The organism is Butyrivibrio fibrisolvens, assembly GCF_023206215.1.
GTDB lineage: Bacteria > Bacillota > Clostridia > Lachnospirales > Lachnospiraceae > Butyrivibrio > Butyrivibrio fibrisolvens_C.
Window position 1 is genome coordinate 1,467,819 of sequence record NZ_CP065800.1, and the last position, 14,883, is coordinate 1,482,701.

Genomic DNA, 14,883 nt, shown 5'->3' on the forward strand with positions numbered 1-14,883 from the left:
TGGTCAATTCAGTTTATTTGATGTTGTCTTCTTTATAATCTTTCAGATATATTTCATATTTTTATCAAATAATACATGTATAATATAGATTAAGGTCTAAGAGGATAGCTTAGACCTTAATTTGATGTTAGGAAGTAAAATCTTTTCATATGTATATGTAAAAGAAGTATAATCTAACAGCTATGGATGCTTGAAATAATCTTTCAAGGATATATAATAAAACATTGCGGTTTCACTATAAAAATAATACGGATATGGGGAGCAATTAATGGAACGAGATAAAATACCGGCGGAAAGAATGCTCGGTAATATTTCTTTATCAGATTTAAAATCAATATCACAGGAAGATATAGAGCAGCTATTAAGGATAACTGATCAGATACAGGACTTTCAGGAACTCATGATGAAATATGAGTGTGCAATGTATGAGATCAAGACAAAGCTTGATGTTCTTAACAAAGAGCTGTCTCTTCGCAACAATCGTAATCCTTTTGAATCTATCAAGACCAGGATCAAAGCACCTATAAGTCTTTTTGAGAAGATGCAGAGAAAAGGGCTTCCATTTACAGTAGACAATATTAAGGATAATATAAGTGATGTTGCCGGAATCAGGGTTATCTGCTCTTTTATAGATGATATCTATATGCTGGCTGATTGTTTAAAAGAGCAGGATGATGTCAGACTTGTTGAGATCAAGGATTATATTGAGAATCCTAAACCAAGTGGTTATCGAAGTCTTCACCTTATATTGGAAATTCCGATATTCCTGACTCATGACAAGGAATACATGACTGTTGAAGTTCAGTTTAGGACGATAGCTATGGATTTCTGGGCAAGTCTTGAGCATAAGATGAAGTATAAAAAAGATATACAGGATGCTGAGATGATAACGGAAGATCTGTGCTTTTCTGCAGATATGATCAATCAGATAGACAGAAGGATGCAACAGATAAGAGAAAGGATCGATGCTGGAAGAGCCAAAGAGGATACAGAAGGTCCAAGGATTGATTTTAGCAATCTGAAAAAAGAAATTGAAGAATTATCAGATGATAGCAGCAATGTTGAAAAGAATGTAAAATCACCTGCTGAACAAAAAAGTTCTGAGAATTCAATAGGAGCAGTTCTGGATGCAGCCAAGAAGCAGATCAGTCAGATGAGTGATAATGGTGCAAAAGAAAACAGCGCATCATCAGATGACTTTGATAGGCATGATTTACAGGATATAGAATCAAGAACTGAAATTGAAAATAGGAAAAAATCAAAAAAGAAAGTAATAGAGATTGAGCAATCTGATCCTATTTTTATAGCTTCGGCCAATGCACAGAGTTCATCTAAAAAGAATAGTGCCAAGGCTGTTGAGTCAAGTCTTAGGTGAAGGCTAAGGGAAGAATCAGAAATAATCCAGAGAATAATTCTGATTAAAATATAGCTTGATTGTTATGATAATATGTAAAAAAACTTAGTGGTGTAATAAGCCACTAAGTTTTTGTTCGTTTATTATCAGATTTTATAGTGCTGTCCATCTTCCGCTTGCACCGCAAGGAAGAACCAGACCATTTGAAGAAACCGGAAGACCGACTTCATCAGCTTCAATCTTGCCTTTATGAATAGGATCAAGGACTGTGTGAAGCATATATGAAAGAACAGCAGGCTGCAGACCGGTTGTATATGAGTTGATCAGGAAGAAAAGAGGATTATCCGAAAGAATCTGTGAACAAAGTTCTATGAAAGGATAGATACTTTCCTCAATCTTCCAGATCTCACCCTTAGGACCTCTTCCATATGAAGGAGGATCCATAATGATCGCATCATACTTGTTGCCACGGCGAATCTCGCGCTGTACAAATTTAACACAGTCGTCAACAAGCCATCTGATACTGGCATCTGCAAGTCCGGATGAAACTGCATTTTCTTTAGCCCAGGTAACCATTCCTTTACTTGCATCCACGTGAGTTACGGATGCGCCGGCAGCAGCTGCAGAAACAGTTGCTCCACCTGTATAGGCGAAGAGATTCAGAACTTTAATTTCACGACCGGATTCCCTGATAAGCTTAGAGAACCAGTCCCAGTTAGCAGCCTGTTCTGGGAACAGACCTGTATGTTTGAAACTAAAGGGCTTAAGATGGAATGTCAGCGAATTATAACTTATAGTCCATTCTTCGGGAAGAGAATGAAACTCCCATTCGCCGCCGCCTTTATTACTCCTGTGATAATGTCCATTAGGTTTTCTCCATCCAGGGAGCTTTTTATCTGTATTCCAAATAACCTGAGGATCAGGACGTACAAGCTGGTACTTACCCCATCTTTCAAGCTTCTCTCCATTAGATGTATCTAAAACTTCATAATCTTTCCAATTTTCAGCAAGCCACATAATTACTCCATTTCAATAGCTTTGTTTTACAACAGTGGATTTGATATCTACTAATATAATATAGCGAATCTGATTATATTACAAAAAAGAATATATTGAAATAGTTATTATAAAGTAATAGGAAAGCACCCAGAGAATAAGTGATTAATTGCAAGAATCAGTTCAGACTATCAACAGTGATTAATAACAGAGATAATTGATAAAAAATGAGTAAAGGCGACCTATAATATATAATCTGTGACAAACATAAAAACAGCTATATGTATTGAAAATTCGGGCTTTATGAGAGTTATTAATCGAAATATGATAAATAAACGCAATTAGAGATTAATATATATCAACAAAAATGATATTAACAATCCTCTTTGCTTTATTTTGACGAAAAATCATATAAAAGGCTTGCAAAACAGAAAAAAAAGTAATATAGTAGCTATTGCTGTGACATGATAGCGTTGAAGCGTGAGGTTGCCACATTATCCAGTGATGTGGGTTTTCCGTGGAGCGAATGTCAGTAGGCTGCATAGCGGCCACAAAATCATGACGACAAGTCACTGTACAAGCAAATGATGTCTGCTGCAAATCCCAAAGGGATTGATGGGCAGAAACGACGTGAAGTGAAAATCTGAGTTGTAATTTGGGTTGCGAATCAGGACACACACGGGAGAATGTACAGTCACCGCTTGTCGTACTTAAACAAAAGTGCGAAAAGGAGGCGACTTTTTTTATGGCAAATCAGGTAATGAGGATTACTCTTAAAGCATATGATCATCAGTTAGTTGATGCATCTGCTAAGAAGATCATCGAGACAGTCAAGAAGAACGGATCTCAGGTTTCAGGACCAGTTCCGCTTCCTACTAAGAAGGAAGTAGTAACAATTCTTCGTGCTGTACACAAGTACAAGGATTCTAGAGAGCAGTTCGAACAGAGAACTCATAAGAGACTGATCGATATCATCACACCTACACCTAAAACAGTTGATGCTCTGCAGAGACTCGAGATGCCTGCAGGTGTATACATCAACATCAAGATGAAATAATTCATCAGAAACTACTAAAATCTAACCTCTACTAGTATGATGCAAGACGCATGATGCCGCGACACTGGAAATTACTTACATTAAGTAATAAAACGACATTGCGAACGATTTAAGCATCCGCTGTAGATGAATCAGGAGGTAAAACATGAAGAAGGCTATTTTAGCTACTAAGGTCGGAATGACCCAGATCTTCAAAGAAGACGGTTCACTTGTTCCTGTAACAGTACTTCAGGCTGGACCGTGCGTAGTAACACAGATCAAGACACAGGAAAACGACGGTTATTCTGCTGTTCAGGTTGGTTTCGTAGATAAGAAAGAAAAGAACTACGAAGCAGGCCAGGTATGGCACAGACATGGCGTAAACAAGGCTGAGGCTGGTCACTTCAAGAAGGCCGGTGTTACATCCAAGAGATACGTCAGAGAGCTTAAACTTGAGAATGCAGCTGATTATCAGCTTGGTGCAGAGATCAAGGCAGACATCTTCGCAGATGGAGACAAGATCGATGCAACAGCTATCTCAAAGGGTAAAGGTTTCCAGGGCGCCATCAAGAAGAATGGTCAGCACAGAGGACCTATGGCTCACGGTTCAAAGTTCCATCGTCATCAGGGTTCTAACGGTTCAAGTTCTGATCCTAGCCGTGTATTCAAGGGCAAAGGTATGCCAGGTCACATGGGCGCTGTAAGAGTTACAGTTCAGAACCTTGAAGTTGTAAAGGTAGACGCTGAGAAGAATCTCATTCTTGTTAAAGGCGCTGTACCAGGACCTAAGAAGGGCCTTGTTACTATCAAAGAAACAACAAGAGTTGAGGCATAACGAAGGAAAGGAGGACCATTCAGATGGCTAACGTATCTGTTTTAAATATGGAAGGTAAAGAAGTTGGCAAGATCGACTTAAACGATGCTGTATTCGGAGTTGATGTCAACGAGCACCTTGTACACCTTGCAGTTGTTCAGTATCTTGCTAACAATCGTCAGGGTACACAGAAAGCAAAGACTCGTTCCGAAGTTTCCGGAGGTGGCAGAAAGCCATGGAGACAGAAGGGAACAGGTCATGCTAGACAGGGTTCAACAAGATCTCCTCAGTGGACAGGCGGCGGTGTTGTATTCGCACCAGTTCCAAGAGATTATTCCTTCAAGATGAACAAGAAGGAGAAGCAGGCAGCCCTTAAGTCCGCTCTTACAGATAAGGTTGAAAGCGGCAATGTAGTTGTTCTTGACGAGCTTAAGTTCGATGAGATCAAGACAAAGAAGTTTGCTGAAGTTATGGCTAACATCAATGTAGACCGTAAGGCACTTGTTGTTCTTGCTGATAACGATCAGAACGTAGTTCTTTCAGCTCGTAACTTCGCTCAGGCTAAGACAATGCAGGCTACTACACTTAACGTTTACGATATCGTAAATGCAAAGACACTGGTTCTTACTAAGGACGCAGTAAGCAAGATCGAGGAGGTGTACGCATAATGGCAGCACTCGAATATTATGACATTATCCTGAAGCCCGTTCTGACTGAGAAGTCAATGAACCTTATGGGCGATAAGAAATACACATTCCTTGTAAATCCTCAGGCTAACAAGAGTCAGATCAAGGAAGCTGTAGAGAAGATGTTCGAAGGTACTAAGGTTGCTAAGGTTAACACACTTAACGCTGATGGTACAAAGAGAAGAAGAGGTCAGGCAGTAGGTTTCACAGCTAAGACAAAGAAGGCTGTAGTAACTCTGACAGCAGATTCTAAAGACATCGAAATTTTCCAGGGACTCTAATTTAGATAATAATAATTATGCGTGCAAGGCCCATTTAAAGAGTCCGGGGGCCAAGGGCTAGTCCCTCGCATGCGACAAAATAAGGAGAAAAAGAATCATGGGAATTAAGAAGTATGGTCCTTATACCCCATCCAGAAGAAACATGACTGGTTCTGATTTCGCTGAAATCACAAAGAAGACTCCTGAGAAGAAGCTTCTTGTTTCAAAGAACAGCATCGCTGGACGTAATAACCAGGGTAAGATCACAGTTAGACACAAAGGTTGCGGCGGAAGAGTTAAATACAGACTCGTAGACTTCAAGAGAAATAAAGATGATATGCCTGCAAAGGTTATCGGTATCGAGTACGATCCTAACCGTACAGCAAACATTGCTCTTATCTGCTATGCAGATGGAACAAAGTCATACATCCTTGCTCCTGCAGGTCTGACAGACGGCATGACAGTTATGAACGGTGCTAACGCAGAAATCCGTGTTGGTAACTGCCTTCCCCTTTCAGCTATTCCTGTAGGTACTGAAGTTCACAACATTGAGCTTTATCCTGGAAAGGGTGGACAGCTTGTTCGTTCAGCTGGTAACTCTGCACAGCTTATGGCTAAGGGTGAGAAGTACGCTACACTTCGTCTTCCTTCAGGTGAGATGAGAATGGTTCCGATCGAGTGCCGTGCAACAATCGGTGAGGTCGGCAACATTGAACATAACCTTATCAATTATGGTAAGGCAGGCCGTATTCGTCACATGGGTATCCGTCCTACAGTTCGTGGTTCTGTTATGAACCCTAACGATCACCCACACGGTGGTGGTGAAGGTAAGGCTCCGGTAGGTCGTCCGGGTCCATGCACACCTTGGGGCAAGCCTGCTCTTGGTTATAAGACACGTAAGTCCAAGAAGGCTTCTAACAAGCTCATCGTAAGAAGAAGAAACGGTAAAGCCATCAAATAATTGAAGGGAGAATAAAATGTCAAGATCACTTAAAAAGGGACCTTTCGCTGACGCAAGTCTCTTAAAGAAAATAGATGCTATGAACGCACAGAACGAAAAGCAGATCATCAAGACCTGGTCACGTCGTTCAACGATCTTCCCTTCATTTGTAGGGCACACGATCGCAGTTCACGACGGTAGAAAGCACATCCCGGTATATGTAACTGAGGATATGGTTGGCCATAAACTTGGTGAGTTCGTTCAGACCAGAACTTTCCGCGGCCACTCAGGCAACGAGAAAAAGACAGGTGCCAGATAAGGTAGAGCGAAAGGAGGTTCATTATGGCAACAGAAGAAAAGAAGAAGTCCAGATCTCAATACAAAGTTGAGAGAAATAGAGAAAATAGAGAGACAAGACCACACGCAAAGCTTACATACGCTAGAATTCCTGTTCAGAAGGCATGCTTCGTTATGGACGCTATCCGTGGTAAGGATGTAACAACAGCTCTTGCTATCTTACAGTACAATCCAAGATATGCTTCAAGCGTTATCTATAAGCTTCTTGCAAGTGCTGCAGCAAATGCTGAGTTCCAGGGTAAGAACCGTGAGAATCTTTACATTGCTGAGTGCTACGCAAACAACGGCCCTATCATGAAGAGAATTCATCCTAGAGCACAGGGTAGAGCTTACAGAATCAACAAGAGAATGAGCAACCTCAGCATCATTCTGGATGAGAGATAAGAAAGGAGAGCTAAAATCAAATGGGACAGAAAGTTAATCCGCATGGCATGAGAGTAGGCGTTATAGCTGACTGGGATTCCAGATGGTACGCTGAAGAGGGTGCATTTGCTGATAATCTTGTTGAAGATTACAAGATCAGAAAGTACCTTAAGAAAAAGTTATATGCTGCAGGTGTTTCCAAGATCGAGATCGAGAGAGCATCTGACAGAGTTAAGGTTATCGTTTTCACAGCTAAGCCCGGCGTTGTAATCGGTAAGGGCGGTAACGAAATCGAGATCACAAAGAAAGAGCTTCAGAAGCTTACAGATAAAAAGGTCATGGTTGATATTAAAGAGATCAAGAGACCTGACCGCGATGCTCAGCTTGTTGCAGAAAACATTGCAAGCCAGCTTGAGAACCGTGTATCCTTCAGAAGAGCTATGAAGTCTTCAATGTCAAGATCCATGAAGGCAGGAGTTCTTGGTATCAAGGCTTGCTGCGGTGGACGTCTTGGTGGTGCTGATATTGCTCGTAAAGAGTTCTACAGCGAAGGAACAATTCCGCTTCAGACACTTAGAGCTGATATTGATTATGGTTTTGCAGAAGCAGATACAACCTATGGTAAGGTTGGTGTCAAGGTTTGGATCTATAAGGGAGAAGTTCTTCCTAAGAAAGGACCTAAGGCTGATGCTGACAAGGAAGGGAGCGATAAATAATGTTAATGCCAAAGAGAGTTAAACACCGTAAACAGTTCCGTGGTTCTATGGCTCACAAAGCTACTCGCGGTACAACTATCTCTTACGGTGAGTTCGGAATAGTTGCCCTTGATCCTTGCTGGATCAGATCCAACCAGATTGAGGCTGCCCGTGTAGCTATGACACGTTTCACAAAGCGTGGTGGACAGGTTTGGATCAAAATTTTCCCGGATAAGCCTGTTACAGCAAAACCTGCTGAAACTCGAATGGGTTCCGGAAAAGGTACTGTAGAGTACTGGGTATCTGTAGTAAAGCCAGGTCGCGTAATGTTCGAGATCGGCGGTGTATCTGAAGATGATGCCAGAGAAGCACTTCGTCTTGCTATGCACAAGCTTCCTTGCCGCTGCAAGATCGTTTCCAAGGCTGATTTGGAAGGTGGTGTATCTGATGAAAACTAATACATATGTTGAAGAGCTTAATAAGAAGGATGCAAAGGCTCTTAATGAAGAGCTTGTTTCTGCAAAGAAGGAACTTTTCAATTTAAGATTCCAGAAGGCTACTAACCAGCTGGACAATACTGCTAGAATCAACACTGTTCGTAAGAATATTGCTAGAATCCAGACAGTTATCACACAGAAGTCTAAAGTAGCTGAATAATTTCGCTGAAGTTGCGGGAAAGGATAAAGAATCGTGGAAAGAAATCTTAGAAAAACACGTGTTGGTAAGGTTACAAGTGATAAGATGGACAAGACCATCACTGTTTCCATTGAAGACCATGTAAAACATCCTCTTTACAAGAAGATCGTTAAGAAAACATATAAGCTTAAGGCACATGATGAGAACAATGAGTGTCATGTTGGCGATACAGTAAAGGTCATGGAGACAAGACCACTTTCAAAAGATAAGAGATGGAGACTTGTTTCTATTATTGAGCGCGCAAAGTAATTTTGAGTATAATTTCTTTGAAATTTAACTCGTATCCTGCGCATTATAAAGAAGGAGAATTAACATGATTCAACAGGAAAGCAGACTTAATGTCGCTGATAATACTGGTGCAAAAGAACTGCTTTGCATTCGTGTTATGGGCGGATCTACAAGAAGATATGCGAGAATCGGTGATGTAATCGTTGCTTCTGTTAAAGATGCAACACCCGGTGGTGTTGTAAAAAAGGGTGACGTTGTTAAAGCCGTTGTTGTTCGTACAGTAAAGGAGACACGTCGTAAAGATGGTTCCTACATCAAGTTCGATGAGAACGCTGCTGTAGTTATCAACGATGACGGTAATCCAAAAGGAACACGTATATTTGGACCAGTTGCAAGAGAGCTTCGTGATAAGAAATACATGAAGATACTGTCTCTGGCACCTGAAGTATTATAAGGAGGAACCCAGGTTATGGCAGCAAGTAGAATTAAAAAGGGAGATACAGTTCGTGTTATCGCTGGCTCCTATGAAGACAAGGGTCATGAAGGTAAGGTTCTGTCCGTTGATGCTAAAAATCACAGAGTAGTTGTAGAAGGTATCAACAAGGTTAAAAAGCACCAGAAGCCTTCTATGCAGAATCAGAACGGCGGAATCGTAGAAGTTGAAGCTCCTATCGATATCTCCAACGTTATGCTCGTAGTTGACGGTAAGACCACTCGTGTCGGCATCAAAGTCGAGAGAGATGAAAACGGCAAGGTCGTTAAGAAGACTCGTGTTGCAAAAGCAACTGGTGAAGAAATCGATGTGATCTATCCGGCACAGAAGAAGAACTAACGGGAAGGAGGTACTAAGACGTGAGCAGATATAAAGATTTATATAAAAACGAAATCGTTGACGCTATGACAAAGAAGTTCGGCTACAAGAACGTTATGGAAGTTCCGAAGCTTGACAAGATCGTTGTAAACATGGCAGTTGGCGAAGCTAAAGAAAATGCTAAGGTTCTTGAGAACGCAGCTGGCGACATGGAAATTATCACAGGTCAGAAGCCCGTTCTTACAAAGGCTAAGAAGTCAATCGCTAACTTTAAGATCAGAGAGGGCCAGGCTATCGGATGCAAGGTTACTCTTCGTGGCGAGAAGATGTATGATTTCCTGGATCGTCTCGTAAACCTGGCACTGCCTCGTGTACGTGACTTCCGCGGCATCAATCCTGATTCCTTTGACGGAAGAGGCAACTATGCTCTTGGTATTCGTGAACAGCTTATCTTCCCTGAAATCGAGTATGATAAGGTAGATAAGACAAGAGGAATGGACATTATCTTCACAACAACAGCAAAGACAGACGAAGAGGCTCGTGAGCTTCTCAGACTGTTCAACATGCCTTTCGCAAAGTAATCATAGGAGGAAAGAAAAAACATGGCTAAATTATCCATGAAAAGAAAACAGCAGATGAAACCTAAGTTCTCAACAAGAGCTTATACACGTTGCAGAATCTGCGGTCGTCCTCATTCAGTTCTTAGAAAATACGGAATTTGCAGAATCTGCTTCCGTGAACTTGCTTATAAGGGCGAAATCCCTGGCGTAAAGAAAGCCAGCTGGTAATTATGTAACTAATCACTTTGGTGATAAAGTTAGATTTGTTTATTGCGGCTTCGTGTCTCTCCCCTTTTTGGGGGAGTAAGGCGAAGCAAGAATATTAGGAGGAAAATTTAAAATGGCAATGAATGATCCTATTGCAGATATGCTTACAAGAATTCGTAACGCTAACACTGCTAAACATGATACTGTAGATGTTCCTTCATCAAAGATGAAGCTTGCAATCGCAAACATTCTTCTTGAGGAAGGTTATATCAAGAAGCTTGACATCGTTGATAACAAGGGCTTCAAAGATCTTCACATCACACTTAAGTATGGTGCAGATCGTAACGATAAGGTTATCACAGGCATCAAGAGAATTTCCAAGCCTGGTCTTCGTGTATATGCTGGCAAGGATGAGCTTCCAAGAGTACTTGGTGGTCTCGGAATCGCTATCATTTCTACAAACCAGGGTGTTGTAACTGATAAGAAAGCAAGAGAGCTCCAGGTTGGTGGCGAAGTTCTTGCATTTATTTGGTAAATTGGAGGTACGGGCATGTCACGAATCGGTAAAATGCCAATCGCAATCCCTGATGGAGTTACTATCAGCGTTGCAGAAAATAACAAGGTGACTGTAAAAGGTCCTAAGGGAGAACTTACAAGAGACTTCCCTCAGGAACTTTCAATCGAGCAGAAAGACGGCGAGATTGTTATATCAAGACCAGATGATCAGAAGAGAACAAAGGCTCTCCACGGCCTTACAAGAGCTCTCCTGAACAACATGGTAACAGGTGTTAAAGACGGATTTGAGAAAAAGCTTGAAGTTGCAGGTGTTGGTTACAGAGCTGCAAAGAAAGGCAAAACTCTCACACTTACTCTTGGATATTCTCACCCGGTAGAACTTGAAGATCCTGAAGGTGTTGAATCTACTGTTGAAGGTCAGATCATCACAGTTAAGGGTATCGACAAGGAAAAGGTTGGCCAGTACGCAGCAATCATCCGCGAGAAGAGAGCTCCTGAACCATATAAGGGCAAGGGAATCAAGTACGTTGATGAAGTAATCAGACGTAAAGTCGGTAAGACCGGTAAGAAGTAAGAGATAAGGAGAGTGTAAAATGGTTAGAAAAGAATCCAGACAGGAAATTCGTGAAAAGAAGCACCTGAAGGAACGTAAACGCTACAGCGGCACTGCTGAGAGACCAAGACTTGCAGTGTTCAGAAGCAACAAGAACATCTACGCTCAGGTTATCGATGACGTAGCTCAGAAGACTCTTGTTTCTGCTTCTACTCTTGAGAAAGACATCAAAGCTGAGCTCAAGAACACCGATGATGTTGATGCAGCTGCATATGTTGGAGATGTAGTAGCTAAGAGAGCCCTTGAAAAGGGTATCAAGGCTGTTGTTTTCGACAGAGCAGGTTACATTTATCACGGTAAGGTTGAAGCCCTTGCTGATGCTGCCAGAAAAGCTGGCTTAGAATTCTAAGAGAGGAGAACAGAATTAAATGAAACGTACAGTCGTTGATGCAAGTCAGCTTGAGTTAACAGATAAAGTCGTTACCATTAAAAGGGTTACCAAGGTAGTTAAGGGTGGCCGTAACATGAAGTTTACAGCTCTCGTAGTTGTAGGTGATGGTAATGGACACGTAGGTTGTGGTCTTGGTAAGGCTACAGAAATTCCGGATGCTATTCGTAAGGGTAAGGAAGCTGCAACAAAGTCACTTGTTACAGTTGCTCTTGATGAGAATAACTCCATTACACATGATTTCGTTGGTAAGTTCGGAAGCGCTGAAGTTCTTCTTAAGAAGAGCCCAGAAGGTACAGGTATCATCGCAGGTGGTCCTGCACGTTCCGTATGTGAACTTGCTGGTATCAAGAACATTCGTACAAAGTCTCTTGGTTCCAACAACAAGCAGAACGTTGTATTCGCTACAATCAACGGCCTCAGCAAGCTTAAGACTCCTGAGGAAGTTGCAAAGATGCGTGGCAAGTCTGTAGAAGAAGTTAAAGCTTAAGGTAACAGCCTTAAGGAAAGGAGAAATCAATGGCAGCAGAAAAGAAACTCAAGATCACATTGATTAAATCCACTATCGGTGCTGTGCCTAAGCAGGTAGCAACCGTTAAATCAATGGGATTTAAGAAACTTAACAGCAGTGTTGTTCTTCCGGATAACTCCGCTACAAGAGGACAGATCCAGCAGATCAGACACCTTGTTAAAGTTGAAGAAATGTAATGATATAAACACGGTTCTGCAAATTTTTTGCAGAACCATGTTTGCTATGCACGGTAAATGTGCATATAATATAATGAGCGAGCAGATTATGAGACACGCTGCGAGGCATAGTCTGCGTCTTAGTGATCTCGCAGCGGGAAATGAGGAAAAATCATGGAATTATCAAATTTAAGACCAGCTGAAGGTTCAGTTCAGTCAGACAACTTCAGAAGAGGACGTGGACACGCTTCAGGAAACGGCAAGACTGCTGGTAAGGGTCACAAGGGTCAGAAGGCTCGTTCAGGAGCTCCAAGACCAGGATTTGAAGGTGGCCAGATGCCACTGTTCAGAAGACTTCCTAAGAGAGGCTTCAAGAACATCAATTCTAAGAATTTTGTAGCTATCAATGTTGACAGACTGGAAGCATTTGATAACGGAGCTGAAGTTACTGTCAGCGCACTTAAGGAAATGGGCATCATCAAGAAGGAAAATGATGGTGTTAAGATTCTTGGTGGCGGAGAATTAACTAAGAAGCTTACGGTTAAAGTAAATGCATTCAGTGCATCTGCAAAAGAAAAGATCGAGGCTCTTGGTGGAACAGCTGAGGTGATCTGATGCTAACAACCCTAAAGAATGCATTCAAAATCAGAGAAATCAGAAGCAAGATAATATTTACACTTCTGATGCTTGCAGTAATCAGACTTGGTACTTTAATAACTGTTCCCGGAATATACGGTGATCAGTTTTCAGCCTGGTTCAAAAATCTTACAGCAGGTGGAACTTTTGGTTTCATGGATCGTTTTACAGGTGGTTCATTCGAACAGATGTCAATTCTGGCTCTGAATATTACACCTTATATTACATCCTCTATCATTATACAGCTGCTGACTATTGCTATTCCGAAGTTAGAAGAATGGCAGCATGATGGCGAGGAAGGACGTAAGAAACTTACTAACATGACTCGTTACATCACAATAGCACTTGCGCTCGTAGAATCAATTGCTATGGCAGTAGGTTTCTATCGCAATGGTCTTCTTATCAAATCTCAGAACTGGGTATATTGTGTAGAAATCGTTGCAGCGCTTACTGCAGGTAGTGCATTCCTTATGTGGATTGGTGAAAGAATTACGGATTATGGTGTAGGTAATGGTATTTCCATTGTCCTTACAATCAACATTGTCTCCAGAATGCCGCAGGATTTAAAGACTCTTTATACGCAGTTCCTTGAGAATCACTCAGTGGTTCAGAAGGTTGTTTATGGTCTTATCATTCTTACTATCATTGTTGCAATGGTAGTACTGGTAGTCCTGCTCAATGATGCAGAGCGTAAGATTCCGGTTCAGTATGCTAAGAAATTACAGGGCAGACGCCTTGTAGGTTCAAGTGGAGCTGAGATTCCACTCAAGGTTAATACTGCCGGCGTTATGCCTATCATTTTTGCAATGTCACTTTTCCAGTTCCCGATCATAGTTTCTCAGCTTCTGGGATACAAGGGAACAGGAATTTGGAGCGAGGTTCTCAAATATCTTAATGAAGGTAACTGGTTCCAGACTTCTCAGTGGAAATACAGCATAGGTCTTGTCGTATATATACTTCTGATGATATTCTTTGCTTATTTCTATACAGACATTACATTTAATCCGCTTGAGATAGCAGATAATCTTAAGAAGCAGGGTGGTTTTATACCTGGTATCAGACCTGGTAAGCCAACCAGCGATTATCTGCAGACCATGCTTAAATACATCGTTCTTATAGGTGTATGTGGCCTGATAATCATTGCGGTCCTTCCAATCGTATTTAACGGACTTTTTAATGCAAATGTATCATTTGGTGGCACTTCTCTTATCATCGTTGTAAGTGTTATACTTGAAACAGTTAAACAGATTGAGTCACAGATGCTTGTTCGTAATTACAAAGGCTTTTTAGACGATTGAGAATAATACAAAGAGGCCGGGTTTCATGGTTTTGCATGGCCCGACCTTCTTTTGCGTTGACATAAGACTATATACATAATAGAGGAGACAGGGGAATGAAGATTATAATGCTGGGAGCACCTGGTGCCGGTAAAGGTACACAGGCACAGATGATATGTGACAAGTACAATATTCCGCACATTTCAACAGGAGATCTTTTCAGATCGAATATAAAAAACGGAACAGAACTTGGCAAAAAAGCTAAGGAGTACATGGATAAGGGACAGCTTGTTCCTGATGAACTGACTGTTGAACTTCTTCTTGACAGAGTAGCTAAGGAAGATTGTAAAGATGGTTATGTTCTTGACGGATTCCCAAGAACTATCCCTCAGGCAGATGTACTTGACAAAGAGCTTACAAAGCTTTCTGACAAGATAGATTTTGCAATAAATGTAGAAGTTCCTGATGAAAATATTGTTCGCAGAATGTCAGGAAGACGTGCTTGTCTTAAGTGCGGAGCTACTTATCATATCGAGCATATCCCTCCGAAGCAGGAAGGCATATGTGACCGCTGTGGTAGTGAGCTTGTACAAAGAGATGATGATAAACCGGAAACAGTTCAGAATCGTCTCAGTGTTTATCATGAACAGACACAGCCTCTTATAACATATTATAATGGCAAAAACATCCTTAAAACTGTCGATGGAACCAAAGATATGAATGATGTCTTTGAAGATATTGTTAAGATCCTTGGATAATTGAG

Annotated in this window: 24 protein-coding genes and 1 pseudogene; 24 read left to right on the top strand and 1 reads right to left on the bottom strand. The window is 41.3% G+C overall.

Going from position 1 to position 14,883, the window contains the following annotated elements; all coding sequences use genetic code 11:
- Positions 1 to 298: 298 nt before the first annotated feature.
- Positions 299 to 970: pseudogene (locus tag I7804_RS19380) on the top strand (GTP pyrophosphokinase); the annotation flags it as partial.
- A 537-nt stretch (positions 971 to 1,507) separates the two neighbouring features.
- Here the strand turns inward: I7804_RS19380 and I7804_RS05955 are convergent.
- Positions 1,508 to 2,371, bottom strand: a complete 864-nt coding sequence (locus tag I7804_RS05955) for a class I SAM-dependent methyltransferase (RefSeq protein ID WP_027206666.1) — start codon at positions 2,369 to 2,371, stop codon at positions 1,508 to 1,510.
- A 724-nt stretch (positions 2,372 to 3,095) separates the two neighbouring features.
- On the opposite strand from I7804_RS05955, the gene rpsJ reads away from it, so the two are divergent.
- The 23 genes from rpsJ to I7804_RS06070 all read left to right on the top strand — a co-directional run bounded on the left by rpsJ (position 3,096) and on the right by I7804_RS06070 (position 14,878).
- Positions 3,096 to 3,407 carry a 30S ribosomal protein S10 gene (gene rpsJ, locus I7804_RS05960; RefSeq protein ID WP_022754383.1) on the top strand — a complete coding sequence of 104 codons (312 nt, stop codon included), beginning with the start codon at positions 3,096 to 3,098 and terminating at the stop codon, positions 3,405 to 3,407.
- Positions 3,408 to 3,552: 145 nt separating this feature from the next.
- On the top strand, positions 3,553 to 4,221 hold the full coding sequence (rplC, locus tag I7804_RS05965; protein WP_022754382.1) for a 50S ribosomal protein L3: 669 nt from the start codon (positions 3,553 to 3,555) through the stop codon (positions 4,219 to 4,221).
- Positions 4,222 to 4,244: 23 nt separating this feature from the next.
- On the top strand, positions 4,245 to 4,868 hold the full coding sequence (rplD, locus tag I7804_RS05970) for a 50S ribosomal protein L4 (protein ID WP_022754381.1): 624 nt from the start codon (positions 4,245 to 4,247) through the stop codon (positions 4,866 to 4,868).
- Positions 4,868 to 5,167: a 50S ribosomal protein L23 gene (gene rplW / locus I7804_RS05975; RefSeq protein WP_022754380.1), complete on the top strand. Its 300-nt coding sequence runs from the start codon at positions 4,868 to 4,870 to the stop codon at positions 5,165 to 5,167. The genes rplD and rplW overlap by 1 nt, the downstream gene beginning before the upstream one ends.
- 97 nt (positions 5,168 to 5,264) lie before the next feature.
- Positions 5,265 to 6,107, top strand: a complete 843-nt coding sequence (gene rplB, locus I7804_RS05980) for a 50S ribosomal protein L2 (RefSeq protein ID WP_022754379.1) — start codon at positions 5,265 to 5,267, stop codon at positions 6,105 to 6,107.
- Between the two features lie 16 nt (positions 6,108 to 6,123).
- Positions 6,124 to 6,405, top strand: a complete 282-nt coding sequence (gene rpsS, locus I7804_RS05985) for a 30S ribosomal protein S19 (protein ID WP_022754378.1) — start codon at positions 6,124 to 6,126, stop codon at positions 6,403 to 6,405.
- 23 nt (positions 6,406 to 6,428) lie between these two features.
- Positions 6,429 to 6,827, top strand: a complete 399-nt coding sequence (gene rplV, locus I7804_RS05990; RefSeq protein WP_022754377.1) for a 50S ribosomal protein L22 — start codon at positions 6,429 to 6,431, stop codon at positions 6,825 to 6,827.
- Positions 6,828 to 6,847: 20 nt separating this feature from the next.
- Entirely contained in the window at positions 6,848 to 7,522 is a 675-nt protein-coding gene (gene rpsC / locus I7804_RS05995) for a 30S ribosomal protein S3 (protein WP_022754376.1), read from the top strand.
- Positions 7,522 to 7,959: a 50S ribosomal protein L16 gene (rplP, locus tag I7804_RS06000; RefSeq protein WP_027206665.1), complete on the top strand. Its 438-nt coding sequence runs from the start codon at positions 7,522 to 7,524 to the stop codon at positions 7,957 to 7,959. The genes rpsC and rplP overlap by 1 nt, the downstream gene beginning before the upstream one ends.
- A complete protein-coding gene (gene rpmC / locus I7804_RS06005) occupies positions 7,949 to 8,158 on the top strand; it encodes a 50S ribosomal protein L29 (protein WP_022754374.1) in 210 nt (69 codons plus the stop codon). Before rplP ends, rpmC begins: the two co-directional genes overlap by 11 nt.
- A 33-nt stretch (positions 8,159 to 8,191) precedes the next feature.
- Entirely contained in the window at positions 8,192 to 8,446 is a 255-nt protein-coding gene (gene rpsQ / locus I7804_RS06010) for a 30S ribosomal protein S17 (protein WP_022754373.1), read from the top strand.
- Between the two features lie 64 nt (positions 8,447 to 8,510).
- Positions 8,511 to 8,879 (top strand): 50S ribosomal protein L14, encoded by a 369-nt coding sequence (gene rplN / locus I7804_RS06015; protein ID WP_022754372.1) that lies wholly within the window; start codon positions 8,511 to 8,513, stop codon positions 8,877 to 8,879.
- 15 nt (positions 8,880 to 8,894) lie between these two features.
- Positions 8,895 to 9,257 carry a 50S ribosomal protein L24 gene (rplX, locus tag I7804_RS06020; RefSeq protein WP_022754371.1) on the top strand — a complete coding sequence of 121 codons (363 nt, stop codon included), beginning with the start codon at positions 8,895 to 8,897 and terminating at the stop codon, positions 9,255 to 9,257.
- A gap of 20 nt (positions 9,258 to 9,277) precedes the next feature.
- On the top strand, positions 9,278 to 9,817 hold the full coding sequence (gene rplE / locus I7804_RS06025; RefSeq protein ID WP_022754370.1) for a 50S ribosomal protein L5: 540 nt from the start codon (positions 9,278 to 9,280) through the stop codon (positions 9,815 to 9,817).
- Between the two features lie 21 nt (positions 9,818 to 9,838).
- Positions 9,839 to 10,024: a type Z 30S ribosomal protein S14 gene (locus tag I7804_RS06030; protein WP_022754369.1), complete on the top strand. Its 186-nt coding sequence runs from the start codon at positions 9,839 to 9,841 to the stop codon at positions 10,022 to 10,024.
- A 112-nt stretch (positions 10,025 to 10,136) separates the two neighbouring features.
- Positions 10,137 to 10,538, top strand: a complete 402-nt coding sequence (gene rpsH, locus I7804_RS06035) for a 30S ribosomal protein S8 (protein WP_022754368.1) — start codon at positions 10,137 to 10,139, stop codon at positions 10,536 to 10,538.
- Positions 10,539 to 10,553: 15 nt separating this feature from the next.
- Positions 10,554 to 11,093 carry a 50S ribosomal protein L6 gene (rplF, locus tag I7804_RS06040; protein WP_022756763.1) on the top strand — a complete coding sequence of 180 codons (540 nt, stop codon included), beginning with the start codon at positions 10,554 to 10,556 and terminating at the stop codon, positions 11,091 to 11,093.
- Positions 11,094 to 11,112: 19 nt separating this feature from the next.
- Complete coding sequence (gene rplR, locus I7804_RS06045; protein WP_022754366.1) at positions 11,113 to 11,481, top strand: 50S ribosomal protein L18; 369 nt, start codon at positions 11,113 to 11,115, stop codon at positions 11,479 to 11,481.
- 19 nt (positions 11,482 to 11,500) lie between these two features.
- Positions 11,501 to 12,010, top strand: coding sequence for a 30S ribosomal protein S5 (rpsE, locus tag I7804_RS06050; RefSeq protein ID WP_027206663.1), 510 nt, complete (start codon positions 11,501 to 11,503; stop codon positions 12,008 to 12,010).
- Positions 12,011 to 12,039: 29 nt separating this feature from the next.
- A complete protein-coding gene (gene rpmD / locus I7804_RS06055) occupies positions 12,040 to 12,228 on the top strand; it encodes a 50S ribosomal protein L30 (RefSeq protein WP_022754364.1) in 189 nt (62 codons plus the stop codon).
- Positions 12,229 to 12,381: 153 nt separating this feature from the next.
- Positions 12,382 to 12,822 carry a 50S ribosomal protein L15 gene (rplO, locus tag I7804_RS06060; RefSeq protein ID WP_022754362.1) on the top strand — a complete coding sequence of 147 codons (441 nt, stop codon included), beginning with the start codon at positions 12,382 to 12,384 and terminating at the stop codon, positions 12,820 to 12,822.
- A complete protein-coding gene (gene secY, locus I7804_RS06065; RefSeq protein WP_022754361.1) occupies positions 12,822 to 14,141 on the top strand; it encodes a preprotein translocase subunit SecY in 1,320 nt (439 codons plus the stop codon). Before rplO ends, secY begins: the two co-directional genes overlap by 1 nt.
- Before the next feature lie 95 nt (positions 14,142 to 14,236).
- Positions 14,237 to 14,878, top strand: a complete 642-nt coding sequence (locus I7804_RS06070) for an adenylate kinase (protein ID WP_022754360.1) — start codon at positions 14,237 to 14,239, stop codon at positions 14,876 to 14,878.
- Positions 14,879 to 14,883 lie beyond the last annotated feature (5 nt).